This is a genomic window from Amycolatopsis plumensis (genome assembly GCF_042652605.1).
In the GTDB taxonomy this organism is placed as follows: Bacteria; Actinomycetota; Actinomycetes; order Mycobacteriales; family Pseudonocardiaceae; genus Amycolatopsis; species Amycolatopsis plumensis.
Map to the genome: position 1 here is coordinate 2,232,333 of NZ_JBHSJY010000001.1, position 22,600 is coordinate 2,254,932.

The window sequence follows — 22,600 nt, forward strand, 5'->3', positions numbered from 1 at the left end:
GGTCACGCGCCCCGGCGGCGGCGCGGGACGGCGAGCCGCTCCTCGCGCAGGCGCTCGACTTCGGCCAGGTCCAGCGGGCCGAGCGGGTGCCCGACCGTCCAGGCCAGCAGCAGGTCGGCCAGCGCGGGGTTGCGGGCGAGCGCCGGGCCGTGCAGGTAGGTGCCGACGACCCGGTCGGTCACCGCGCCCTCGGTGCCGTCGCCGTTGCCGGTACCGCGCACGACCCGCCCGAGCGGCTCACTGCCGGTGCCGAGCTTGCTGACACCGAGGTGGTTTTCGAACCCGGTCAGCGCCTCCCCGGCCAGCAGCCGGGACGGCGTCGCGACCAGCTCGGCGACCGCGCGCTGTTCGCCGGGTTCGGTGGTGACGTCGAGCAGGCCGAGGCCGTCGTGGTCGACGCCGTCGAGGCCGCGGAACCGGGTGCCGAGCACCTGCAGGCCGGCGCACACGCCGAACACGACCGCGCCGGCCGCGACCGCCCGCCGCAGGCCCGGGTACTTGCGCAGGTGCGCGGCGGCCAGCACCTGGGCACCGTCCTCGCCGCCGCCGAGCAGGTAGAGATCCAAAGTGGACGGTACCGGATCGCCGAGCCCGACGGGGACCACCTCGGCGTCGAACCCGCGCCACTGCAACCGCTTCCCGAGCACCTGGGCGTTGCCGGTGTCGCCGTACGTACCCAGCACCTCCGGCAGCAACAGTCCGATATGGATGGTCGAGTCAGCCACCGGGCAACCTGCCCACCAGGTCGCGGAACGCGGTGTAGTTGGCGACCAGCTCGACGGCGCCCGGCGGCAGCGCGTCGATCGCGGCGACCGGGTCCGGCTCGGCCCAGTGCGCGACTTCGGCGTAGCAGAGCCGGACGGACAGGTCGGCGCCGCGCTCGCCGGTGACGACCACCTGGCGTCCGCGCAACCGTTCGAAGTGGACGTCCCACAGCCAGGACAGGTCCCGGCCGTCGGCCTCCTGGGCGTTGACCGCGACCACGACCGGGGTGTCCTCGTCCAGCACGCGCAGCGTTTCCACCCAGCCGGCCGGGTTCTTCGCCAGCATCAGCCGCACGGAGTGCCGCGACCGGCGGATCGTCCGGTAGCGGCCGCCGATGTCGGTGATGGTCCGCAGCCGCGCCGCCGCGGTGTGCGGCGGCACGCCGAGCCGGTGCGCCGCGGCGAGCGCGAGCGCGGCGTTCGCGCGGTTGACCTCGCCGGGCAGCCGCAGGTCGAGGTCGACCTCGCGGCCGCCGGGCGTCCGGACGAGTTCGCCGTCGAGCGTCCAGGACGGTTCCGGCCGGGCGAGGCCGCACTCGCAGCTCCAGTGCCGTTCGTGGGTTTCGACGCGGCCTTCGCAGCGCGGGCACGCCGTCGAGTCGCCGGTCCAGCGGCGGCCCGTGCTCACCCACACGAGCTTCGCGGCCGGGCTCGCCGCGGACGTCACCAGCACGTCGTCGCAGTTCGCGACGACCACCGTGCCGGGCAGCGCCGCGATGGCGGCCCGCAGGTCGCGTTCGGTGGCGCGGACCTCGCCGACCCGGTCCAGCTGGTCGCGGCTGAGGTTGAGCAGGACCAGGACGGCGGGCCGGACCTGGTCGGCCACCCACGGCACGTAGGTCTCGTCGACCTCGAGCACCGCGTAGGGCGCGTCCGGGCGGGCGGTCAGCGCGGCGAGGACGCCGTCGGGCATGTTCGCGCCGTCGCTGTTGGCGGCCACCTCGGCCAGTGTTTCCAGGGCGCGGGTGAGCATCAGCGACGTCGTGGTCTTGCCGTTGGTGCCGGTGACGAGCACGACGGTGCGTTCACGGCCGAGGCGGCGCAGGGCGGCCGGGTCGAGGGCCAGCGTGACCCGGCCGCCGATCATGCCGCCGCGGCCGAGCCCGGAGCTGCGCGACAGCCAGGCGGTCAGCCGCCCGGCGGCCACGGACGCGCGGGCGCGGAGGGGACTTCGGACGGACATCGCCCGGATGGTGCCCGCCGGGCGCTGTGAGTTTCCTGAGTCCGTGGCGTGGGTCTCTACAGAGTGACGACGACCTTGCCGTGGACGTGGCCCGTGGCCTGCAGCTCGACGGCGTCGCGGATCCGTTCGACCGGGAAGACCGCGGCGATGGGCACGGTGAGCCGTCCGGCGGCGACGGCCTCGGCGATGCGGGCCAGTGCCCCCGGCTCGGCGTCGGCGCCACCGGTGGCGCGCACCCCGCCCGGCGGGTGGGGGCCGGCGGCGATCGTGGCGATCCGCTCGGGCGGGACACCGAGGGCCAGCGCCGCCTCGGCGGTCTCGGTGCCGAAGAGGTCGACCGCCGCCGTGACGTTCCGGACCCGGTCGGCCAGGCCGGGTCCGTAGGCGACCGGTTCGGCGCCGAGCTTGCGCAGGAACGGGAAGGTGGCCTCGGCGGCGGTGCCGATCACGGTGGCGCCGGCCAGTTTCGCGAGCTGGACGGCGAAGATGCCCACGCCACCGGCGGCCCCGCCGATCAGGACGGTGTCCCCGGCCCGCAGGCCGACCGCAGCCAGCGCGGCGGCCGCGGACGAGCCGGCGACGGGGAGCGTGCTCGCCACCTCGTCGGAGACGCCGTCCGGAGTGGGAAAGAGCTGGTCATCGGCTCGGGCGACGACGAAGTCGGCGACAGCGCGACCCAGCGCGCCGCCGTGAACACGGTCGCCGACGGCATGCTTCGCGCCCGGCCCGGCTTCGTCGACCACGCCGGCGAAGTCGTACCCGAAGCCGGCTGGGAGCGTGACGCCGAACCGCGCGGCGGCCTCGGCGCTTCCGGCGAGGCGCCAGTCCATCGGGTTCAGTCCGGCGGCGGTGACGCGCACCCGCACTTCCCCGGGGCCGGCGTGCGGTTCGGGGACTTCGCGCAACTCGAGCACTTCGGGGCCACCGAACTTCTCGTAGACGACGGCTCGGCTCATGGGGACCTCCTGTGATGAGACTTGGTCCCATCACCATACACGGTTTGACGGGACCAAGTACCGTGTCGGCATGGCCCGCTGGGAACCGAACGCGCCGGAGAGACTGAGCCGAGCCGCCCTCGAACTGTTCGAGGAGCGGGGGTACGAGAACACGACGGTGATCGACATCGCCGCACGGGCCGGGCTCACGAAGAGCACGTTCTTCCGGCACTTCCAGGACAAGCGGGAGGTGCTCTTCGGGGGGAGCACACTGGCCGGCCTGCTCGCCGACGCGATCGCCGACGCGATCGCCGACGCGCCCGAGACGGCGTCGCCGCTGGAGGCGGTGGCTTGCGCGATGGATGCGGTCGGCCGCGCAGTGTTCACGGCGGAGAGACGGGAGTTCAGCGCTCGTCGGCGGGCGGTGATCGCTGCGCATCCGGAATTGCGGGAGCGGGAAGCGCTGAAGGGGGTGGCGCTGATCGAAGCGGTGACGGGTGCGCTTCGGGCGCGCGGTGTGCCGGAGTTGAGTGCGTGCGTTGCCGCGGAGCTGGGGGCGCTGGCGATGAAGATCGGGTATGAGCGGTGGATCGAGGTGGGGGGCGAGTTCGGGGGGACTGCGCGGCGGACACTGGAGGAGGTTCGGGCGGCGGTTGAGCGGTAGGCAGCCCCGGTGCTCTCGGTGAAGCCGGGCCACGCCCTGCCTTGCGCTCCCACTGAAGCCAGGCCGCTCGCCTGCCTGCGCTCCCACCGAAGCCAGGCCGCTCCCGCCGGCGCTTCCCTTAAGGCCCGGCCGCTCCCCCCGCCTGCGCGCTCGCTAAAGCCAGCCGACTCGCCTGCCTGCGCTCCCCCTGAAGCCCGGCCGCCCGCCCGCCTGCGCGCTCACTGAAGCCAGGCTGCTCGCCCGGCCTTCGTTGCCCAGCCCCGGCCGGGTGCCGCGGCGCGTTCAAGCGTCATGAATGACTCATTCCTGACCTCCGACGCCAGGAATGAGTCATTCACTGCACCGGCGACGGGCCCGTCCCGCTCGGCCGCGCCCGGCCGCCCGGGGCCATCCCGGGGCGCGCGCCCGCAGGCCACCCCGCGGGGGCGCCCCCCGGTTCCAGCGTATCGGCGCGGGCCGACAACAACGGCGAAAGAACACCGCCCACAGCCGATCTGTCCACATTGCTTTCCGCCTGTTGACAGCTCGCGCTTTCCGCCCGCGGAACCCCCACCCGATGCATTCGCGGATATGAACGACCCACCCGTCGAACCTGTCGAACGGCCCTCATCGAGGCCGCGCAACCGCCATAGGTAGGAAACTTAACCATCGGATGTTGAACCAATTAGCATCGTCAACTACTCGCATTGTTGCGAGTTATTCCAAGATCTACCGGAGATTCATCGGAGGTGTTACCGTCCAACCCCAGCCAGCGGAAAGGCGTGCCGCTGAGCGGGAAATCGTCCAACGGAGGGCAGCGTGGGACCGGAGCGCGGGCTTGAACAAAGCGGAACTCTCGAACGCGGGCTCGCGGTGCTGGAGCACGTGGGCCGGCACCAGGAGATTTCCACCAATGCGATCGCGCGGCAACTGGGGCTTTCCCGCAGCGCCGCCTACCGCATCGTCGGCACCCTGAAGAACCTCGAGTACCTCGAGGCCGACCAGGTCACCGGGCGGGTGCGGCTGGGGACCCGGCTCGTCGAGCTCGGGGCGCGGGCGATGGCCGCGACCGATCTGCACCGGTGCGCTCCCCGGTACCTCGCCTCGCTCGCCGAACGGTCCGGGGAGACCACCTACCTCGCCGTCCCCGACAACGACACCATGGTCTACGTCGCCACCGAACGCAGTGCCAGTGCCGTCACCCTGGCCTGCCGGCTCGGCACCCGGCGGCCGCAGCACGCGACGTCGCTCGGGAAGGCCTGGCTCGCCGCGCTGCCCGAGGCGGACCGGCTCGAACGCGTGCGCCGGATGAAGCTGGACTCCCTCACCCTCAAGACCATCATCGACCCGCACCGGCTGCTCGACGAACTCGCGAAGACCAGCCGCCGCGGCTGGGCGGTCGACGAGGTCGAGAACGAGCCGGACGTCGGCTGCGTCGCCGCCGCCGTGCGGGACCACTCCGGACGGCCGATCGCCGCCATCAGCATCGCCGGGCCCGCCCCGCGCGTGCTGCGCCGCCTCGACGAGCTCGGTGCCTCCGTCGCCGGGACCGCCGCCGCCCTGTCCCTGCGGCTCGGGTACGTCCGGAGCCGGCCGGCCTGAGCTCGGGAGGAGCCGACGTGACCTGGGTCCAGGACTACCAGCCGGCGGGCGGGCTGTGGGTTTCCGCGCTGCTCGCCGCGCTCCCGATCATCGTGCTGCTGGTTTCGCTCGGGGTGATCCGCTTCTCCGCGCACCTTTCCGCGGCGCTCGCGCTGGTCACCGCGCTCGGCGTCGCCCTGCTGCTGTACCGGATGCCGGCCGCGCTGGCGTTCGACTCCGCGGCGATGGGCGTCGTGTTCGGCGTGTGGTCGGTCGCGTGGATTGCCTTCCACGCCGTGTACTTCCACAACGTCACCGTCGCCACCGGCCGGTTCGACGCCATCAAACGCGTTCTCGCCGGGTTCAGCGAGGACCGGCGGCTGCAGGCGCTGCTCATCGCGTTCGGCTTCGGCGCGCTGCTCGAAGGCGTCGCGGGCGGCGGGTCGCCGATCGCGATCACCGCGGCGATGATGGCCGCGCTCGGGTTCCCTCCGGTGAAGGCCGTCGTGCTGGCGCTGCTGGCGAACACCGCGCCGGTCGCGTTCGGCGGCCTCGGCAACCCGCTGATTGTGCTCGGCAGGCTGACCGCGCCGATCATGCACCTCAAGCAGGACCAGGCGACCGAACTGTTCTCGGCGGCGGTCGGCCGTCAGGTTCCCGTGCTGGCCCTGATCATCCCGGCGTTCCTCGTCGTCGTCCTGGCCGGCTGGAAGCGCATGCTCGAGGTGTGGCCGGCGGTGCTGACCGCCGGGCTCGCCTTCGCGGCCATGCAGTTCGCCGCGTCCAACTACATCAGCGCCAGCTTGGTCGACGTCCTCGCGGCGCTCACCGCGATGGCCGCGCTGTGGATCCTGACCCGGTTCTGGCAGCCCGCGGCGGTGTGGCGTTTCGACGGCGAGGAAGCCGTCCCGGCCAAGAGCCTCGGCGCCGCGCAGGCCGAGCGCGGCGCGCTGTACGCGTGGATGCCCTACGTCATCCTGATCCTGGCGATCTTCCTGTCGCGGATCGGCACGATCTTCAAGAACCTTCCCACCTGGCTCGACCTGACGAAGCTGCTGCACAAGGCCGACTGGGTCTTCGCCTGGCCGGGGCTGCACAACCACGTCGTCCAGCACCCGCCGATCACCGCGAAGAACGCGCCCTACGCAGCCACGCTGACCGTCGACTTCCTGTTCTCGCCGGGCACGATCGCGCTGATCGCGGCGGTGATCGCCGGGCTCGCGATGGGCGGGCGGCCGAGCCTGCTGCTGACGACGTACGCCAAGACACTGCACCAGATGCGCTGGGCGCTGGCAACGATCTTCATGATCTTGGCGATCGCGTTCGTGATGAACTACTCCGGCGCGACGCAGACGCTGGGCCTGGCCCTGGCGACGACCGGCGCGGTCTTCCCCCTGTTCTCGGCCTACATCGGCTGGCTCGGCGTGTTCCTGACCGGCTCGGACGCGTCGACGAACAGCCTGTTCGGCCCGATGCAGGTGATCTCGGCGCAGCAACTGAACCTCAACCCGATCCTGGCCGGCGCGACGAACACCTCGGGCGGCGTGATGGGCAAGATGATCTCGCCGCAGAACCTGTCGATCGGCGCGACGGCGATCGGCCAGAGCGGCAAGGAGGGCTCACTGCTGCGGCAGACGTTCCTGTGGTCGCTGCTGCTCACCGCGGTGGTCGGCGTGATTTCGCTCCTCCAGGCGACGATCCTGACGGCGCTGATCCCGTCGCCCTAGGCTGGGCGGCATGAGTGAGGCACTGGCGTCCTTCGGCTACGAGCTGGGGATCCTCAAGCGGGTCCGCCGGTCGGGCTGGTGGCACGCGGGCGTCCGCGACCCCGAGTCGGTCGGCGAGCACAGCCTGCGCGCGGCCCAGCTGGCGGCGCTGCTCGCGGCGGAGGAAGGCGCGTCCCCGGAGCGGGCGGCCTTCCTCGCGCTGTGGCACGACACGCAGGAGACCCGCACGGGCGACCTGCCGCTGACGGCGGGGGACTACCTCCGCAAGCCGGAACCGCGGCAGATCACCGCCGACCAGACGGCCGCGCTCCCCGAGCGGTCCCGGGACCTGGTGCGGTCGGCGGTGGACGAGTACGAGACCCGCGAGTCGCCGGAAGCGTTGTGCGCCAAGGACGCCGACAAGCTGGAGATGCTGCTGCAGGCCCTGGAGTACCGGGACGTCGGCGTCCGGCCGGTCGACGAGTGGATCGAGTCGGCGCGGAAGGGGCTGAAGACGGAGACCGCGCGGAAGGTCGCCGAGGCGGCGATGACGTTGTCGCCGCTCGCCTGGCGGGGACGCTAACCGGCGACCGCCTTCGCGCGGTTCAGGAGCAGCTCCCGTTCACGCGAATTCTCCGTCATCTCCGCCGCCCGGCGGAACTCCTGCTCGGCCTCCTCGAGCCGGCCGAGCTTCTGCAGCAGGTCGCCGCGGACGCTGGGCAGCAGGTGGTAGTCCTTCAACGCCGGTTCGGCGGCGACCGCGTCGACCACGGCCAGGCCCGCCGACGGCCCGTACGCCATCGCCACCGCGACCCCGCGGTTCAGCTCGATCACCGGGGACGGCTGGAGTTTGCCGAGGCCTTCGTAGAGCGCCGCGATCCGGGCCCAGTCCGTCTCCCCGGCCGTCCGGGCCCGGGCGTGGCACGCCGCGATCGCCGCCTGGGCGGAGTACGGGCCGTACGCGCCCTCGGCGATCTGCTCGGACAACGCCAGCGCCGCGAGGCCGTGCTGGATGAGGAAGCGGTCCCAGCGGGTGCGGTCCTGGTCCAGCAGCAGCACCGGTTCCCCGTTCGGGCCGGTGCGGGCCTTCGCGCGGGACGCCTGGAGCTCCATCAGCGCGACCAGGCCGTGGACCTCCGACTCGCCCGGCATCAGCCCGGCGAGCACGCGGCCGAGCCGCATCGCCTCTTCGCAGAGCGCCGGCCGCATCCAGTCGTCGCCGCGGGTGGCCGAATACCCCTCGTTGAAGACGAGGTAGATGACCTCGAGCACGGACGACAGCCGCGCGACGCGCTCGTCGCCCTCGGGTACCTCGAAGGGCACCTTCGCCGCGGCGAGCGCCTTCTTCGCCCGGACGATCCGCTGGGCGATCGTCGATTCGCGGACCAGGAACGCGCGGGCGATCTCGTCGGTGGTCAGGCCGCCGAGCATGCGCAGCGTCAACGCGACCCGCGCCTGCGTGTTCAGCACCGGGTGACAGGCGACGAACAGCAGGCGGAGGACGTCGTCCTCGATGTGGTCGTCGAGCGCCGCGTCGAAGTCGGGCAGGACGCCTTCGCCGAGCCGCTGGTCGCGGCCGACTTCCTCGAGCTTCTCCGAGTACCGCTCGTTGCGGCGGAACTGGTCGACCGCGCGGCGCTTGGCGATGGTCATCAGCCACGCGCCGGGATTGCGGGGGACGCCGGCGTCCGGCCACTGCTCCAGCGCCGCGACCAGCGCGTCCTGGGCCAGTTCCTCGGCGAGACCGACATCGCCGCGAGCCATCCGGGCCAGGCCCGCGATGAGCCGCGGCGACTCGATCCGCCAGACCGTTTCGACCGTTCTCCGGGCGTCCGCAACCGTCACCCGGCCATCAGACAGGGTGATCTTCCGCGGTGCAAGCCGCTACTCGCTGATCGGGCGAATCTCCAGCACGCCGGTCCGCGCCTCGGTGCCGGGCGCCTGTTTCATCAGCGCCACGATCTCTTCGAGCGAGTCGCCCTTCAGCACCCAGAACCCGGCGATCAGCTCCTTGGTCTCCGCGAACGGCCCGTCGACGACCTTCGGCTCGGCCTCGCCCTGGAAGAGGATGCGCGCGCCTTCCGCGCTAGAGGTCAGGCCCTCGACGTACTCGACCCGGCCTTCCCGGTACAGCCGGTCGTTGAACTGCGCCATCTCCGCCAGTTCCCGGGCGGTGGGCTGGAATTCCGGCGCGTCGGTCTCGGCCTCGGCCTTGACCATCACCAGGAAACGCATCACGCGTTCCCGGCGCTCTGCGCGCGCATCCGGCCCTCGAGCGCCTCGACCTCGGGCGTCATGTTCTCGAAGTCGGCCGCCTCGGCGACGCGCCGGATCTCGACCTCGCCGGCCTGGCCGTCGGGGTTGGGCATCCGCTTGATCCACTCGATGCACTCTTCGCGGTCGCGGCACTGCAGGATCCAGAAGCCGCCGACGAGCTCCTTGGTCTCGGCGAACGGACCGTCGACGACCTTGGGCTCCTCGGTGCCGGAGAAGACCACCCGCGCGCCCTGCGAGCTCGGCGTGAGCCCTTCGCCGGCGAGCAGGATGCCGGCCTTGACCATTTCCTCGTTGAACTTCGCCATCTCGGCCAGCAGTTCGGCGCTGGGGCCCTGACCGGCCTCGGATTCCTCGTTCGACTTGACGATGACCATGAACCGCATCGCGGTCTCCCTTCGTTCGCTTTGCCTACGCGTCGAACGGCCGGGCGCCGGATCGACCGCGCCGGGCAAAAACTTTTCGCGCGGGGAAAGTAGCAGCTCAGGGCCGGGTCGGGTGGGACGATCCGGACCGGGTCCACTCGCCGAGGCGGTCGATCTCGGCCAGGCACGCCCGGACCGCTTCGGCGGCGTCGTACGTGTCGGGTTCCTCCCACCGTCCCTTCGTGAAGACGGTGACCCGGCCGCCGCCGGCCGCCCGCACCCACAGGCCGGGCACCCGGCGCTCGTCCGCGGCCGGCTGGAACGACATCATCATCACCGAAGTGACCGGGTACATCCGCCGCAACCTCGGCTCCCGCATCGCCGCCTCGACGAATTCGCCGAGGCGGAGCCCGTCGTGGGTGCGGAGGAACTGCCACGCGAGCTCGGTCCGGTCGCCGCTCTCGAACGCGTCCGCGATGTCGGCGAAGTCCGCGAACGGCCACGCGGCCGCCAGCTCCCGCGCGGTCGCGCCGCCGAGCCAGGCCGCGGCAACCCCGGTGACCTCCGCCAGGTCGGTGGTGAACAGCCGGCTCAGGTATCGCCCGCGCAGGAGGTGACGCACGCGGAACAGCCGCTCGTCCACCAGCGGCAGGACCTCCACAACGCGGTCGCCCTTGCCGACCCTGGCCAGGAAGCCGCCGAAGGCTCCTCGAGCTTCCGGCATTTCGATGTCGCACCCGGGACACGCGGCGCGCAGCACGGCCTCGAGGCCACCGGCGTCGACGAGGTCCTGGTACGGCGATTCCCCCATGCGTTGCTCCTATGTCAAGCCGCTGTGGGGAGTGTGGCTGTGTGGGGTGTGGTGTCGGTTCGTAGGAGGTTGAACACGACACGGGCGAGGCGTCGTTTGAGGGCGCGGAGTGCTTCCATGGTGGTGTCTCCGTTGCTGCGGCGGCGTTGGTAGTAGGTGCGGCCGGGGCCGGGTAGCCGGATCTGGGTGACGGCGATGCGGTGCAAGGCGGTGTTGAGCTGGCGGTTGCCGCCGCGGGCGAGGCGGTGGCGGGTGGTGTTGCCCGAGCTGGCGGGGATGGGAGCGACTCCGGCGTGCATGGCGTAGCAGGCTTCGGAGCGGAACCGAGTGATGTTCGCGGTCTCGGCGACGATTTTCGCCGCGGTCAGGGCGCCGCAGCCGGGCAGGGCGAGCAGCTGCGGCGCCTGCTGGGTCATGCGGGTCGCCAGTTCACGTTCGAGCGCGTTGATGCGGAGGGTGAGGTCGCGGATGTCGGTGACCAGTTCGGCGGCGATGCGCACCACCATCGATGCCGGCTGCTGGGCCAGCCATGCGGTGAGCCGGTCCAGTTCGCAGCGCCGATCCAGGCTGCGTGCGGCGGGGTCGAGTTCGGGGTCGAGTTCGTGCAGGTGCCAGCGCAGCCGGTTCTGCATCCGGGTGCGGGTGGCGACCATGTCCTCACGGTGGTCGACCAGGAGCTTGACCTCCCGCGAGGCCTCATCGTGGACAGCAGTCGGCAGGTCCGGCTCCCGCAGCGCGGCCCGGGCGATGGCCAGCGCGTCGATCGGGTCGGACTTGCCGCGGGTCCTGGCCGCAGACCGCGCGCCGGCCATCAGCTTGGGCGGAACCCGGATCACGGTCTGCCCGGCCGCCAGCAGCGCTCGCTCCAGCCGGGTCGAGACGTGCCGGCAGTCCTCCACCGCGAAACGCAGTTGCTCGGATGGCCACTGGCGCAATGTCCAGCGCAGCAGCTGCCGGTGGCCGGCATCCGTCGCCCGGACCGTCTGTTCGCCCAGTTTGCGGCCGACCTCGTCCACCACGACCGCGGTGTGGGTGTTCTTGTGGACATCGATACCCAGCACCACCACCATGGGGATGGTCTCCTTCCAGCTCGAAAGGGACGGCTGGGCCGGCCGGCGGACACACCTCAGTGGGGGGCGCTGCCACGCTCCTATCAAGTCACGCCGGTCGGCCCCGGCTCACCGGTGACCGGCACAACGCATGATCGCCAACCCACACAGGCGGCAGGCAAGCTACGAGCCAAATCACCAGCAGCCAGGATCCCAACCACCGCAACAGCGGCAACATCACCCTGACACTGACGCCAAGGTACCCGCGTAGCCCGGCTAATCTGCCCGTCGTGGCGGTACTCCCCGACGACCTCTCCTCCGCGCTCGACGACGAGCTGGCCCGGCACCCCGTGGCCCGGCTGACCCAGTCCGTCGACCGGCTCAGCACGCGCTACCGCCAAGGTGACGCCGCGACTTCGCCGATCCTCAGCTCCGAAGCCGACGTCGCCGCGTACGCGGGCTACCGCATGCCCGCGACCTACGCCGCCGTGCACGCTGTGCTCGCCGAAGCCGCTTCACGCGCTCCCGGCTTCGAGCCGCGTACCCAGATCGACGTCGGCGGGGGCACCGGTGCCGCCGTGTGGGCGGCCGCGGCCGTCTGGCCTTCGCTGGCCCAGTGCACCGTGATCGAGCAGGTGGCCGGGGCCATCGGGCTCGGCAAGCGGCTCGCCGCGGGTGCCGGGCTCCCGGCGGTCCGGGACGCGGAATGGCGGCGCGGCTTCGTCGACCCGGCCGCGCCGGCGCCGGAGGCGGACCTCGTCACGCTGTCCTACGTGCTCGGCGAGCTGCCGGACGCCACGCGCGCCGACGTCGTGCGCTGGCTGGCCGCCAAGTCGGGCGCGGTCGCGCTGATCGAGCCGGGCACGCCCGCGGGCTACGAGCGGATCCGCGCCGCCCGCGCGCAGCTGATCGAGCTCGGCCTGCACGTCGTCGCGCCGTGTCCGCACGACGCCGCGTGCCCGATCGTGCCCGGTCAGGACTGGTGTCACTTCGCCGCGCGGCTGCCGCGCTCGGGGCTGCACCGGAAGCTGAAGGCCGGCACGCTCGGGTTCGAGGACGAAAAGTTCGCCTACGTCGTCGCGTCGCGGGCCGCGCCCGAGCGGCCGGACGCGCGGATCATCCGGCACCCGAAGAAGCACAAGGGCTGGGTGGCGCTCGACCTGTGCACGGCTTCCGAAGGCCTGAAGCCCGCGGTCGCCGTCTCGAAGAAGCAGGGCCCGCGCTACCGCGCCGCCCGGGACGCCGAGTGGGGCGACGGCTGGCCTTCCGCCTGATCGGGTGGCAGGGTGGCGGCCCATGGGGAGCGTCATCGCGGAGATCAGCATGTCGGCGGACGGCATCGCCGGGGTCCGGCTGTTCGACGCCGAGGCCGGACGGCACGCGGAGCTCGAGCGCACCGCCGTGCACGAGACGCCGAACGCGACCCACCTGACGTTCCGCGTGCGGAACTAGGGCATCCGGACCGCCGATCCGAACGCTGCCTCGGCCAGGACGGCGACCTGCTGCACCACTGGATATTCGAGGCCGCGGACGCCGATGCCTCCCGACCGCGTTCACGTCCGTCACCCGACGGCTTGCGAAAGCACGCTGCGCCAGGCGAAGAACCGCGGCGGGGCGACCGGCACGTCGTCCCACTGCCGTTCGGCGCCGGAGCGTCCGGCTAGGGCATCCGGACCGTCCGCAGGAACGCCGGCAGCAGCCACGGCCGCGGGCCGCCGATCCGGACGCCGCCGGTCAGGAGCGCGCGGGTCCGGGAAATGCGGCCGAACATCATCGGGACCAGGACCGCCGGGTCGAAGCGCAGCCGGACGTCCGCCGTTCCGTCCGGTTCCTCGTAGCGCAGCCGGCCGTGCTGGAGGGCCAGGACCGCCGGGGTCGTGTGCGCCGACCGGAACTCCACCGCGATGCGGCGGGGTGACGGCGTCGCGTCGTCGAGGAGCCGGCCCAGGTCGTTGCGGACCATGCCGAACAGGAACAGCTCGAGGAACAGCGCCTCCAGCCGCGCGGGGACGGGCCACGGCCGCCCGATGGCGCGCGCGATGTCGAGGCCGTGGATCAGCATCTCGTTGACCAGGTGCGCGAGCACGCCCGCGACCGGCACGCGGGAGCCGCCCAGCCACCACACCGGCTTCTCCGGGTCGAGGTCCGCGCTGACCAGCAGCAGCTCGGCGATGTCCGCGCGCAGCCGCGCGGCCAGCCGGACCGGGTCGCGCTCCGGGTGCAGCCGCAGCCCGAGCGCGTTCATCCCGGCGATCGTGTCGACGCTCACCGCGTCGATCGGCTCTTCCAGGTCCGGCAGCGGCAGCGGGCCGCCGTCGCCGCGGATCATCGCCGGGTACATCAGCGCGATCATCCCGACGTGCGACGCCGCTTCGGCGATCGACCACTCGCCGAGCGCTCGCGCGTGCGGGTCGCCCACGCCGGTCAGCAGGTCCGCGAACCGTCCGCCGACCTCGGGCAAAGCCGCGCGCACCCGGTGCCACTGTTCGACCGTCACGGCTTCCGACGTTAACCCGCGGCCGCACCGCCCCGGGTCTTCGAAGGTGCGGTTATCTTCTGGGCATGGCCCGGATCCTGCCCCGGTCGACCCGGTGGCGGGTCGCCCTGTTCGCCGCCCTCGCGTCGGCGCTCGTGCTCGGCCTCGGGTCGTACTGGTTCGTGCGGTCGCTGCGCAGCGGGCTGGACCTCGCCGCGGTCCGGGTCGCGAACGAGAAGGTCGCCGCCGTCGCGGGGCTGCTGGAGGCCGGGGTCACGCCGGTCGACGTGGCCCGGCAGCTCGACTACGGCGGCTACCAGATCAGTCTCGGCAAGGGGAAGGACAGCGGCTGCCCGGAGCGGCTCGACCAGACCGGGACGCTCGTCGGGAAGGCGATGGTCTACGGGCCCGGCTGCGTGGTGGGGACGCCGTTCCCGATCGACGGCGGCGTCGAGTCGGTCACCGGGACCAAAGGCGGGAAGTACTTCGTCCAGGCGCAGACCGCGCTCGACCCGATCGGCCTCGAGACGGTGACCAGCGCGGAGGAGATCCTCTGGGGTGCGGTACCCGCGGCTTCGCTGCTCATCGGGGCCGTGGCCTGGTTCGCCGTGCGGCGGTCGCTGCGCGCGGTCGGGGCCATCCGGGCCGAGGTCGACGGGATCCGCGCGCGGGACCTCGGCCGCCGGGTGCCGGTGCCCGACTCCGGTGACGAGATCACCGAGCTCGCCGTCACGATGAACGCGATGCTGGGGCGGCTCGATCAGTCCGTGCGGCGGCAGAGCCAGTTCACCGCGGACGCCTCGCACGAGCTGCGCACGCCGCTGGCGTCGATGCGCACCCAGCTCGAGGTCCAGCTCGCCCACCCCGACCGGCTCGACTGGCGCCGCAGCTTCGAGAACGCCGTGCTGGACGTCTCGCGGATGGAAGACCTCACCGGGGACCTGCTGCTGCTCAGCAAGCTGGACGCCGACCAGCCGGCCGGCACCGCCCGCGTCGCGCTCGCCGACCTCGTCACCGGCCACGTCGCCGCGCGGCTCCCCCGCGACGGCGTCGAAGTGCGCACCGAAATCCACGCCGGACCGGTGGTCCGCGGGCACGCGGGACGCCTGGACCGCGTGCTGCGCAACCTCGTCGACAACGCCGAGCGGCACGCCGAAACCCGCGTGACGATCACGCTCACCGCGGCCGACGGCCACGGCGTGCTGACCGTCCGGGACGACGGCCCCGGCATCCCGGACGAACACCGCGAGCGCGTCTTCGACCGGTTCGTCCGCCTCGACGACGACCGCACGCGCGAAGCCGACGGCGGCTCGGGGCTGGGGCTGGCGATCGCCGCCGAGATCGCGCGGACGCACGGCGGCACGCTGCGGGTCACCGAAAGCACGGCCGGCGCGTGCCTGGAGCTGCGCTTACCGCTTGCCTGAAGAGTTCTTCAGGCTGCTTAAGCTCCGGTTCAGCGTGGCCGCACGAGCATCCCGCCATGCTGATCGACTTCGCGCCCGCTCCGGCGCGCACGCGCGAAAGCCGCGCGGTCCCCTACGTCGTCGCCGCGGTCGCCTTCACCGGGTACGCCGCCTGGTCGCTGCAGCGGCTGCGGACGTTCGACGCGAGCGGGTTCGACCTGGGGATCTTCGAACAGGCGGTGCGGTCCTACGCGCACGGCCAGTGGCCGGTGTCGGACCTGCTCGGCGCGGGCTTCCCGACGCTCGGCGACCACTTCCACCCGATCCTCGCCCTGCTGGCGCCGTTCTACTTGCTGTGGCCGTCGCCGGGGTGCCTGCTGGTCGCGCAGGCGTGCCTGTTCGCGCTGTCCGCAGTGCCGGTGACGCGGTGTGCGATCGGGCTGCTCGGCACCCGCCGGGGTGCGCTCGTGGGCGCCGGGTACGTGCTGTCGTGGGGGCTGCTGTCGGCGGTGAACTTCGACTTCCACGAGGTCTGCTTCGCCGTCCCGATGCTGGCGTTCACCGCCGAGCACCTCCTGCACGGCCGGTGGCGGGCGGCGGTCTGGTGCGCGCTGCCGCTGGTGCTGGTCAAGGAGGACCTGCCGCTGACGCTCGCCGCCGTCGGCGTGGTGCTGGTGCTCAACCGGCAGCGGCGGCTCGGCTGGACGGTGATCGTCTTCGGCGTCGTCACGTCCGCGTTGCTGTTCCTGGTCGTCTTGCCGGCGCTGAACCCGGGTGGCGGCTACGCGCACGGCAGCGGCTTCGACCCGTTCGGCGGGGCGATCGTCAAGGTTTCGATGCTGCTGGTTCTGCTGGCGCCGACGGCGTTCGCGGCCCTGCGCTCGCCGATCCTGCTGCTGGCGGTGCCGACGCTGCTGTGGCGGCTGGTCTCGGCGAACGACCGCTACTGGGGCATGGGCTACCACTACAGCGCGGTGCTGATGCCGATCGTGGTCATCGCGGGTGTGCACGGCGCCCGCCGGTTCGCCGGGCTCCGGCGGTACCTGCCGGTGTGCGCGGTGGTCGTCGGGCTGGGTTCGTTCGGCCTCCAGGCGGCGCACCTGACCGACGGCGTCTGGACGCCGGCGCAGCGGGCCGGGATCGACGCGGTCCTGGCGCGGATCCCCGACGGCGCGACGGTGCTGGCGTCCAACCGGCTGGCCCCGCACCTGACGTCCCGCTGCACGGTGCTGTTCTTCGACGGCGTGACCGGGCAGCGGCCGGAGTGGGTGGTCGTCGCGCAGCCGGAACAGTCCTGGCCGACGACGCTCGCGACGAAGGCCGCGGCGCTGGCGGACCTGGAGAAGACGGGGTACCTGCGCGTCGACGGGACGGACTCCGTCGTGCTGCTCCACCGTGAGTAGGGAACTCGCAGCGGTAACCGGCCAGTCGGGGGGCGTGCCGGCCGGTTACCGCCGCACCGAGGAAGAGGGAACCCTCCGCCAGGAATGACGCGCGGGTCTCGGCTTCACTCGATCGAGTGACACCAGGCCCCGTCTCAAGCACCCCGCGGCGGCCTTCGTCGCACCTCACATACCGATCGCCGCGATCCTGGGGCTAACTGTCACAACGGTGAGGCAGTAAAAATGCCACAGCGTTGTGACAAAAACCCATAGGGAGGCAGGAGTGCCCCACCGGGACCGCTTGGAGCTGGTCAGCTGCGGCCGAAGCAGACGAACGGCATCAGCGGTTCCGCCTGCGCCGCGTCCGCGAGCGCCCGCGCCGGTGGCGTCCCCACCGACAGCGCCTTGTGGAACGCCAGCATCACGCCGCCCGCCGTGCGGTCGTCCACCCTCGCCACGCTCGAGACCACCGTGCGGCTGCCGCCGTAGAGCAGCGCCGCCGTGAAGCCGAGGACCTCGTCGCCCGCGCGGACCACCGCCTGGCCGACGTCGCACGAGGACAGCACCACCTGCTCCGGTGCCGTCGCCAGCTGCTGGACGTCGTAGGCCATCAGCGGCCCGTCGGCCAGGTTGAGCCGGGAGAACAGCACGTTCTCCTGCTCGTGGTGGCCGTGCGCGGCGAAGTGGGCCAGGCGGCAGCCGTCGAACGCCTTGAGCGTGGCCGCGACCGTCGCGTCCGGGCCGGTCAGGACCTCGGCGTCGGGGTACAGCGGTGCCAGCCGGGCGACCTCGGCTTCGGCGTGGTTCAGGTCGGAGCCCGCGACGAGCAGCGGCGCGCCGGTCGCGCGGCCGGAGCGGCGGCCCGCGTCGAACCAGGCCGAGGACGACGGCGTGACCGTCACCGGACGGCCGTGCAATGTCGGCAGCAGCCCCCACGGGATCGCCGAAAGCGCGCCGGTCGGCACGACGACGACGTCGAGGTCGCCGAGCCGGGACGCCAGCGGCGCCAGCAGGATCGCGTCGAGCGCGGTGACCTGCGTCCGCACCGACCGGCGGATGACCCGGTCCAGCTGCGGCGGCAGCTGCCGCCCGCACAACGCGTCGAGGTCGCTGTGCAGCCGCGCGACCGGCTCCGCGACGGCCGCCGCCGGGCCGAGCTCGACCAGCGCCACCCGGTGGTGCGCGATCACCTGCGCGCACAACGCGCCGCGGTCGGCGAGGAAGCAGACCATCGCGCTGCCGGTCGCCGCCAGCTCGTCACCGATCTCGCGCAGCTTGGCCTCGGCGTGGTCGGCGTCCACGCCCTCGGCTTGCCAGCCCTTGGCGCGGATCTCGCGTTCCAGCGCGGCACACCGCTTCACGGCCTGGGCGTCCGGTTTCCCGGCCAGCTCGCCCGCGCGGATCTGCATCGAGAGGAACCGCAGCTCGGCGACGGCATCGGCGGTCTCCGGGTGGGACGGCGGGCGCACCGGCCGGAACCGGAACGCCTGGGCGCGCGAGCGCTCGAGCCAGCGGAAGACGACGCCCGGGGAGCGCTGCGCGAGCGCGGCGGAGAGGCCCGCGTCGGCGAGGGCCTTGCCCAGCGACGTCGTGCCGGTCTGCAGGTCGACGCTGCCGAACCGGCTGCGGTGCCGCTGCAGCTGGGCCAGCCCGGCCCGCGCGTTCGCGAAGGTGACGCGCCGGTGGCCGGTCGCGGCCCCGAGCTCGGCCAGCGCGAGCCGCCGCACCAGGCGGTTCTCCAGCGGCGCGGTCCGGCGGTCGCGCGGGGCGATCCCGGCGCGGGCGCCGTCGAGGTCGCCGAGCGCGATCCGTGCCCGGGCCGCCAGCAGGCCGGCGATTTCGGCGTCGTTGCGCAGGCCCAACGCGGTGAGCCGGTCCGCCAGCGCGGTCGCCTCCCCGCTGACGCGGGCGATCCGCCGCCCGGCCGCGAAGTCCGCGCGCAGCACGGTCAGCTGCGCCACCGCCGCCCAGGTTTCGTTGCCACGACGGCGAAACCGGCGTTCGGCCCGCCCGGCCCAGCTCCGCGCGGCCACCGGATCACCGCCGGCCAGCGCGGCCAGTGCCCTGGTCAGCTCGGCCTCGGCGTGTTCCTGGTTCATCCGCAGCCGCGGGAACTGCTCGAGCGCCGCGTCGAGTTCGGCGGCGGCTTCGTGGGGCAGCCCGGCGGCCAGCAGCGCCCGCGCCTTGTCGACGGCCAGCACCGGCAGCATGCCGACGCTCTGGTCGGCGTAGAACCCGCTCGCCGCGTCGAAGTCGCGCAGGGCGCCCGGGATGTCGCCGGTGAGCACCCGCGCCTGGCCGCGGCCGTGCGCGGCCTTGGCGAAGATCCGGGCCAGGCCGTCTTCCCCGGGATGGGCGGCGCCGACCTGCTCGCACTGGTCGAGGTCGGCGAGCGCGAGCCGGACGCGGCCGGCGTACTGGTGCAGCATCGCGCGGTTGAGCAGCGTCCTGGCGAGCACGACGTGTTCGCCGGCCTGCCGCAGCAGCGGGATGGCCTCGTCGAAGCACGTCAGGGCCTCGTCCATCCGGCCGATCAGGATGAGCACGAGACCGCGTTGCTGGCGCAGGATCCCGCGCCCGGCGTCCGACACGAGTGCGTCGGCCTCGTCGAGCAGGGCGAGGCCGCGGGTGCTGTTGCCGAGCGCGGTCTCGACGGCCGCGTAGGTGCCGAGCACGCGCGTGGCGAGGTCGGGCCAGGCGGGCCACCCGTCCGGTGGGCGCGCGGCGGGCAGGCCGAGCAGCCGCGCGGCGCTGCGGATGAGGCGTCCCCCGACCACCGGCTGGCCGTTGTTGGTCGCCGCGACCGCGCGCCGGTGCAGGTCGCGGACCCGGTCTTCGACCCTCGGCGACGCGACCACGGGCTGCCCTTTCGGCCGGGGAAGGACGCCCCGGATCGTACCTCCGGGTCGGCGGTATCAGGCAGTTCTTGCAGACTGCAGCACCATGGCGAACGAATTCCCCGCGCCGACGGTCGTCGACGCCCTGCCCCGCCGGTTCCGCGGGGTCATCGTGGAACTGCTCGCCGAACGCGCCCCGGACCTGCTGGCCGCGCTGGGAAAGCAGGAGAAGCCGACGCTCGCCCAGCAGGAAGCCGTGCTCGAAGTGCTGGTCGACGCCTTCGTCGACCACCTCGGCCCGTGGGACGAACCCACTCCGCGAGGCGCGCTCATCGACGACGCCCTCGGCGCGTTCCTCGAGCAGTGGCCCGCGGAAGACCTCACCGACGGCTGACCCCGGCCCGGCACGCCTGCAGTGAATGACTCATTCCTGGCATTGGACGCAAGGAATGAGTCATTCACTGCGGGTGGTCCCGACGTGTCAGAGTTCGATCGCCGGGGTGCTCACCGTCCTCGACCGGCCCACCGTGCGCACCAGCACCTGGACCATCCCGTGCGGCACGCCGCTCACCGCGAACCGGCCGTCCGCGTCCGACGTCGTCGTCAGCGTGCCGGAGCTCGCGCGGACCTCGATCGGGTGCTCGGCCGGCGGGGTGAGCCAGCCGTCCAGGCGGATCGTTCCCCCGGGCTCGGCGCTCACGTTCACCATGATCGTCAGGCTTTCGCTGTCGAACGTGATGAGCCTGCCCTGCTCGGCCGCACTGCGCGCACCCGCGAAGGCCTCCTGCTCCCGGATGCGCATCACCTCCAGGTCGACGTCCTCCAGCCGGATCGCGAACCGGATCTGGTCCACCAGCGTGGCGGGCATCGGATCGGCGTCTTCCCACAGCTCGCGCACGCCGGCCAGCAGCCGGAAGTCGAGCTCGTCCAAGGGCTCGTCGGCGCCTGGTGGTTCGACGGTGGTCACAGCCAATCTCCTTCGCCGTTGGCGAGTAGCTGCTCGCGCAGGCGCGCGAGGCAGCGTCCCCTGGTCGGGCCGATACTCCCCCTCGGCATGCCCAGCCGGGCGCCGACTTCGGCGTAGTCCGGCCGGTGCACGAACGCCACGATCCGCAGCAGGCTGCGGCAGCGTTCGGGCAGGTTGTCCACCGCGCGCCACAAGCGCACGCGCTGGTCTTCGCGCAGCACCCCCTCCTCGGGTGCCGGGGAGGCTTCGGCCAGCCGCTCCGGGAGTTCCGGCAGCGGCCGCTCGAGCTGGCGCTTTTCCCCCGTGCGCCAGGCCTCCCGTTTCGTGACGGTGATCAGCCAGCCGGTCAGCGCGACCGGCGAGCGGATCTCGCTGAACGAACCGAGCAGCCGCAGCCACGTCGTCTGCACGACGTCGGCCGCGTGCTCGGTGTCCAGTCCCTGGTCGCGCGCGACCTGCCAGAGCAGGGGCGTGAGCAGGGAAACCAGCTCGTCCAGCGCCGCGCGGTCGCCCTCCCGCGCGGCGTCGAACAGGGTCGCCACGCGGGCGTGGTCGGTCTTGGCCACGTTCACAGCGAGCCCAGCGCGGTCCAGGCGCGTTTGACGACGGTTTCGCGGTCGACCGTGGCGAGGTCCCCGGACTGCAGCAGGGCCTTGGCGAGCTCGGCGGCGGCCAGTGGCGCGGCGAACGACGTCCCGTCCCAGACCGCGAAGCCGGCGCTGTAGTCGTCGGGGTCGAAGGAATTGCGGCCGAAGCCCGGCACCTCGTGGTCGGCGGCCGCGGTGCCGCGGACGTCGGTCGGGTAGGTGCTGACGACGCCGGCCCCGGTCGCCCAGGCACGCACCCATGGGCCTTCGTTGGAGAACAGCGCCTTGCTCGCGGTGACGTCGGGGTTGAGCGCCCCGACGCTGATCACCTGCGGACCGCTGCCGCCCCCGAGCGGCTGGTCGGCGAAGGCCGCCGGGTAGAACCGGCGGGTGGTGGCGTCGTTGCCCGCGGCCGCGACGACGAGCACGCCGAGGCCCAGCAGCTCCGCGATGGCCGCGCCGAACTGGCCGGTGTAGGCGACGTCCGCCGGGTTTTCCTCGTAGTAGCCCAGTGACAGCGAGACGATGTCGACCATGTCCTCGGGCCGGTTGTCCGCCTGCGCGGCCCGGACGCGGTCGGCGAGCAGGTGCAGGGCGAGCAGCACGTCGGCTTCGTACGCGACGCCGTCGCTGTGCACCACGCGGATGGCGAGGGTGTCGGCCTCGGGGCAGGCCTGCCGGACGATGCCGGCGATGAACAGGCCGTGCCCGGTGTCGGTGTCGACGTCGCCGATCAGCGGCTGGCCGGTCGTCGGCGCGTCCCAGTGGTCGTCGAGCAGCTGGGTGGGCAGCGTCGTCCCGGAGGCGAGCTCGGCCTGCAGGATCGCCGCCTGGATGTCCGGCGCGACGGCGAGCCCGGAGCCGGCGGGTGGCGGTCCGGAGCGGTCGGGCAGGCCGAACCACGGGTGCGGGCCGATGCCGGTGTCCAGCACGGCGATCACCGGACGCCGCTGCTCCGGCCGCTCGCTGCGGTAGGGCGGGGCCGCGGCCAGCGTCACCGGGATCCGGTTGGCGCCGCGGGTGCGCCCGTAGGAGCTGCCCGCGCCGAACCCGCTGGTCTCCCACGGCGTGCCGCCGAGGCCGCTGGTCTCCCACGGCACCCCGCCGAACACCGGCGTCGTGAACAGCAGGTGCTCCGGGGAAATCCGCGCGACCAGGTCCGGGTCGAGCTCGGGCCGCTCGCCCGACGCCGCCGACCGCAGCAGCTGCAGCGCTTTCCAGCAGTCGACGACCACCGGGTCGGCGTCTTCGCGGACGCGCAGCAGAGCGCGGACGGGCAGTTCGTCGAGCTGCCGGGCGCGCGCGGTCTCCTTGGTGTCGCGGTCGCCTGCCGGTTCGGCGTACAGGCCGATCCGGGCCAGGACGCCGTTGATCGCGCCCAGGGTCTGCTGGTCGCGCAGGTACCGCTGAGGGGCGAGGAACACGCCCGGCCGGTACACGGTGGTGCGCGGGGCCGGCTGCCCGGCCGCGACGACGGCCGTCGCCGGGTCGAGCACGCGGGCTCCGTGCCGGTCCAGCAACTGCCTCGGCGGGGCCGGGAGCTCGTTGAGCGTGCTCGCGTCCTCCGCCGCTGCTTCCGCGGTCTCGTCCCGCACGAACCTGACGACCATCGGGTCCACCCTCCTGCTGCCTCTGCC

The 22,600-nt window shown here is 72.8% G+C and carries 22 protein-coding genes; 9 read left to right on the top strand and 13 right to left on the bottom strand.

The window, feature by feature from the left end:
• Positions 1 to 2: 2 nt before the first annotated feature.
• From ACFPLC_RS10525 to ACFPLC_RS10535, 3 genes are read right to left on the bottom strand one after another with little or no spacing between them, the layout of a single operon-like run.
• Positions 3 to 725, bottom strand: a complete 723-nt coding sequence (locus ACFPLC_RS10525) for a type 1 glutamine amidotransferase (RefSeq protein ID WP_378194302.1) — start codon at positions 723 to 725, stop codon at positions 3 to 5.
• Positions 718 to 1,947 (bottom strand): MurT ligase domain-containing protein, encoded by a 1,230-nt coding sequence (locus ACFPLC_RS10530; RefSeq protein ID WP_378194305.1) that lies wholly within the window; start codon positions 1,945 to 1,947, stop codon positions 718 to 720. Before ACFPLC_RS10530 ends, ACFPLC_RS10525 begins: the two co-directional genes overlap by 8 nt.
• Positions 1,948 to 2,003: 56 nt before the next feature.
• The gene (locus ACFPLC_RS10535) at positions 2,004 to 2,903 is read right to left on the bottom strand and encodes an NADP-dependent oxidoreductase (protein ID WP_378235792.1); all 900 of its coding nucleotides are present in this window, start codon (positions 2,901 to 2,903) and stop codon (positions 2,004 to 2,006) included.
• A 70-nt stretch (positions 2,904 to 2,973) separates the two neighbouring features.
• Between ACFPLC_RS10535 and ACFPLC_RS10540 the strand changes: the two genes are divergently transcribed.
• The 4 genes from ACFPLC_RS10540 (at position 2,974) to ACFPLC_RS10555 (ending at position 7,395) form a co-directional block, all read left to right on the top strand.
• Positions 2,974 to 3,546 (top strand): TetR/AcrR family transcriptional regulator, encoded by a 573-nt coding sequence (locus tag ACFPLC_RS10540; RefSeq protein ID WP_378194311.1) that lies wholly within the window; start codon positions 2,974 to 2,976, stop codon positions 3,544 to 3,546.
• A gap of 798 nt (positions 3,547 to 4,344) precedes the next feature.
• Positions 4,345 to 5,127, top strand: a complete 783-nt coding sequence (locus ACFPLC_RS10545) for an IclR family transcriptional regulator (RefSeq protein ID WP_191311931.1) — start codon at positions 4,345 to 4,347, stop codon at positions 5,125 to 5,127.
• A gap of 17 nt (positions 5,128 to 5,144) precedes the next feature.
• Complete coding sequence (locus tag ACFPLC_RS10550) at positions 5,145 to 6,833, top strand: L-lactate permease (RefSeq protein WP_378194314.1); 1,689 nt, start codon at positions 5,145 to 5,147, stop codon at positions 6,831 to 6,833.
• 10 nt (positions 6,834 to 6,843) lie between these two features.
• Positions 6,844 to 7,395 carry an HD domain-containing protein gene (locus ACFPLC_RS10555; protein ID WP_378194317.1) on the top strand — a complete coding sequence of 184 codons (552 nt, stop codon included), beginning with the start codon at positions 6,844 to 6,846 and terminating at the stop codon, positions 7,393 to 7,395.
• Here the strand turns inward: ACFPLC_RS10555 and ACFPLC_RS10560 are convergent.
• The 5 genes from ACFPLC_RS10560 to ACFPLC_RS10580 form a co-directional block, all read right to left on the bottom strand.
• On the bottom strand, positions 7,392 to 8,657 hold the full coding sequence (locus ACFPLC_RS10560) for an RNA polymerase sigma factor (protein ID WP_378194320.1): 1,266 nt from the start codon (positions 8,655 to 8,657) through the stop codon (positions 7,392 to 7,394). The two genes, ACFPLC_RS10555 and ACFPLC_RS10560, sit on opposite strands and share 4 nt — an antisense overlap.
• Before the next feature lie 39 nt (positions 8,658 to 8,696).
• The gene (locus ACFPLC_RS10565) at positions 8,697 to 9,047 is read right to left on the bottom strand and encodes a YciI family protein (RefSeq protein WP_378194323.1); all 351 of its coding nucleotides are present in this window, start codon (positions 9,045 to 9,047) and stop codon (positions 8,697 to 8,699) included.
• Positions 9,047 to 9,472: a YciI family protein gene (locus tag ACFPLC_RS10570; protein WP_378194326.1), complete on the bottom strand. Its 426-nt coding sequence runs from the start codon at positions 9,470 to 9,472 to the stop codon at positions 9,047 to 9,049. The genes ACFPLC_RS10565 and ACFPLC_RS10570 overlap by 1 nt, the downstream gene beginning before the upstream one ends.
• Before the next feature lie 97 nt (positions 9,473 to 9,569).
• Entirely contained in the window at positions 9,570 to 10,262 is a 693-nt protein-coding gene (locus ACFPLC_RS10575; protein ID WP_378194329.1) for a DUF6193 family natural product biosynthesis protein, read from the bottom strand.
• A 14-nt stretch (positions 10,263 to 10,276) separates the two neighbouring features.
• The gene (locus ACFPLC_RS10580) at positions 10,277 to 11,332 is read right to left on the bottom strand and encodes an IS110 family RNA-guided transposase (RefSeq protein ID WP_378208299.1); all 1,056 of its coding nucleotides are present in this window, start codon (positions 11,330 to 11,332) and stop codon (positions 10,277 to 10,279) included.
• Positions 11,333 to 11,601: 269 nt separating this feature from the next.
• On the opposite strand from ACFPLC_RS10580, the gene ACFPLC_RS10585 reads away from it, so the two are divergent.
• Together ACFPLC_RS10585 and ACFPLC_RS10590 are read left to right on the top strand one after the other, a co-directional pair.
• Positions 11,602 to 12,585 (top strand): small ribosomal subunit Rsm22 family protein, encoded by a 984-nt coding sequence (locus tag ACFPLC_RS10585; RefSeq protein WP_378206266.1) that lies wholly within the window; start codon positions 11,602 to 11,604, stop codon positions 12,583 to 12,585.
• A 22-nt stretch (positions 12,586 to 12,607) separates the two neighbouring features.
• Positions 12,608 to 12,763 carry a hypothetical protein gene (locus ACFPLC_RS10590; protein WP_378206269.1) on the top strand — a complete coding sequence of 52 codons (156 nt, stop codon included), beginning with the start codon at positions 12,608 to 12,610 and terminating at the stop codon, positions 12,761 to 12,763.
• A 208-nt stretch (positions 12,764 to 12,971) separates the two neighbouring features.
• Here ACFPLC_RS10590 and ACFPLC_RS10595 read toward each other — a convergent pair whose 3' ends face one another.
• A complete protein-coding gene (locus ACFPLC_RS10595; protein WP_378206272.1) occupies positions 12,972 to 13,808 on the bottom strand; it encodes a maleylpyruvate isomerase N-terminal domain-containing protein in 837 nt (278 codons plus the stop codon).
• A gap of 65 nt (positions 13,809 to 13,873) precedes the next feature.
• On the opposite strand from ACFPLC_RS10595, the gene ACFPLC_RS10600 reads away from it, so the two are divergent.
• Both ACFPLC_RS10600 and ACFPLC_RS10605 read left to right on the top strand, forming a co-directional pair.
• Entirely contained in the window at positions 13,874 to 15,211 is a 1,338-nt protein-coding gene (locus ACFPLC_RS10600; RefSeq protein WP_378206275.1) for a sensor histidine kinase, read from the top strand.
• 56 nt (positions 15,212 to 15,267) lie between these two features.
• Entirely contained in the window at positions 15,268 to 16,593 is a 1,326-nt protein-coding gene (locus ACFPLC_RS10605; RefSeq protein ID WP_378206278.1) for a DUF2079 domain-containing protein, read from the top strand.
• A gap of 290 nt (positions 16,594 to 16,883) precedes the next feature.
• Here the strand turns inward: ACFPLC_RS10605 and ACFPLC_RS10610 are convergent, their stop codons facing one another.
• Complete coding sequence (locus ACFPLC_RS10610; RefSeq protein ID WP_378206281.1) at positions 16,884 to 19,430, bottom strand: CHAT domain-containing protein; 2,547 nt, start codon at positions 19,428 to 19,430, stop codon at positions 16,884 to 16,886.
• A gap of 85 nt (positions 19,431 to 19,515) precedes the next feature.
• Between ACFPLC_RS10610 and ACFPLC_RS10615 the strand changes: the two genes are divergently transcribed.
• Positions 19,516 to 19,803 carry a hypothetical protein gene (locus ACFPLC_RS10615; RefSeq protein ID WP_378206284.1) on the top strand — a complete coding sequence of 96 codons (288 nt, stop codon included), beginning with the start codon at positions 19,516 to 19,518 and terminating at the stop codon, positions 19,801 to 19,803.
• Between the two features lie 87 nt (positions 19,804 to 19,890).
• On the opposite strand, the gene ACFPLC_RS10620 is transcribed toward ACFPLC_RS10615, so the two are convergent.
• From ACFPLC_RS10620 to ACFPLC_RS10630, 3 genes are read right to left on the bottom strand one after another with little or no spacing between them, the layout of a single operon-like run.
• The gene (locus ACFPLC_RS10620; protein ID WP_378206286.1) at positions 19,891 to 20,376 is read right to left on the bottom strand and encodes a hypothetical protein; all 486 of its coding nucleotides are present in this window, start codon (positions 20,374 to 20,376) and stop codon (positions 19,891 to 19,893) included.
• Complete coding sequence (locus ACFPLC_RS10625) at positions 20,373 to 20,948, bottom strand: RNA polymerase sigma factor (protein ID WP_378206289.1); 576 nt, start codon at positions 20,946 to 20,948, stop codon at positions 20,373 to 20,375. Before ACFPLC_RS10625 ends, ACFPLC_RS10620 begins: the two co-directional genes overlap by 4 nt.
• The gene (locus tag ACFPLC_RS10630; RefSeq protein WP_378206292.1) at positions 20,945 to 22,573 is read right to left on the bottom strand and encodes a S8 family serine peptidase; all 1,629 of its coding nucleotides are present in this window, start codon (positions 22,571 to 22,573) and stop codon (positions 20,945 to 20,947) included. The genes ACFPLC_RS10625 and ACFPLC_RS10630 overlap by 4 nt, the downstream gene beginning before the upstream one ends.
• Positions 22,574 to 22,600: the final 27 nt, after the last annotated feature.

Excerpts from the sequence above, each read along its gene's own strand:
- ACFPLC_RS10615 (WP_378206284.1), top strand. The coding sequence starts at position 19,516 with ATGGCGAACGAATTCCCCGCGCCGACGGTCGTCGACGCCCTGCCCCGC.
- ACFPLC_RS10600 (WP_378206275.1), top strand. The coding sequence starts at position 13,874 with ATGGCCCGGATCCTGCCCCGGTCGACCCGGTGGCGGGTCGCCCTGTTC.
- ACFPLC_RS10605 (WP_378206278.1), top strand. The coding sequence starts at position 15,268 with ATGCTGATCGACTTCGCGCCCGCTCCGGCGCGCACGCGCGAAAGCCGC.
- ACFPLC_RS10580 (WP_378208299.1), bottom strand. The coding sequence starts at position 11,332 with ATGGTGGTGGTGCTGGGTATCGATGTCCACAAGAACACCCACACCGCG.
- ACFPLC_RS10575 (WP_378194329.1), bottom strand. The coding sequence starts at position 10,262 with ATGGGGGAATCGCCGTACCAGGACCTCGTCGACGCCGGTGGCCTCGAG.
- ACFPLC_RS10535 (WP_378235792.1), bottom strand. The coding sequence starts at position 2,903 with ATGAGCCGAGCCGTCGTCTACGAGAAGTTCGGTGGCCCCGAAGTGCTC.
- ACFPLC_RS10555 (WP_378194317.1), top strand. The coding sequence starts at position 6,844 with ATGAGTGAGGCACTGGCGTCCTTCGGCTACGAGCTGGGGATCCTCAAG.
- ACFPLC_RS10630 (WP_378206292.1), bottom strand. The coding sequence starts at position 22,573 with ATGGTCGTCAGGTTCGTGCGGGACGAGACCGCGGAAGCAGCGGCGGAG.
- ACFPLC_RS10590 (WP_378206269.1), top strand. The coding sequence starts at position 12,608 with ATGGGGAGCGTCATCGCGGAGATCAGCATGTCGGCGGACGGCATCGCC.
- ACFPLC_RS10540 (WP_378194311.1), top strand. The coding sequence starts at position 2,974 with ATGGCCCGCTGGGAACCGAACGCGCCGGAGAGACTGAGCCGAGCCGCC.
- ACFPLC_RS10565 (WP_378194323.1), bottom strand. The coding sequence starts at position 9,047 with ATGCGTTTCCTGGTGATGGTCAAGGCCGAGGCCGAGACCGACGCGCCG.
- ACFPLC_RS10530 (WP_378194305.1), bottom strand. The coding sequence starts at position 1,947 with ATGTCCGTCCGAAGTCCCCTCCGCGCCCGCGCGTCCGTGGCCGCCGGG.
- ACFPLC_RS10570 (WP_378194326.1), bottom strand. The coding sequence starts at position 9,472 with ATGCGGTTCATGGTCATCGTCAAGTCGAACGAGGAATCCGAGGCCGGT.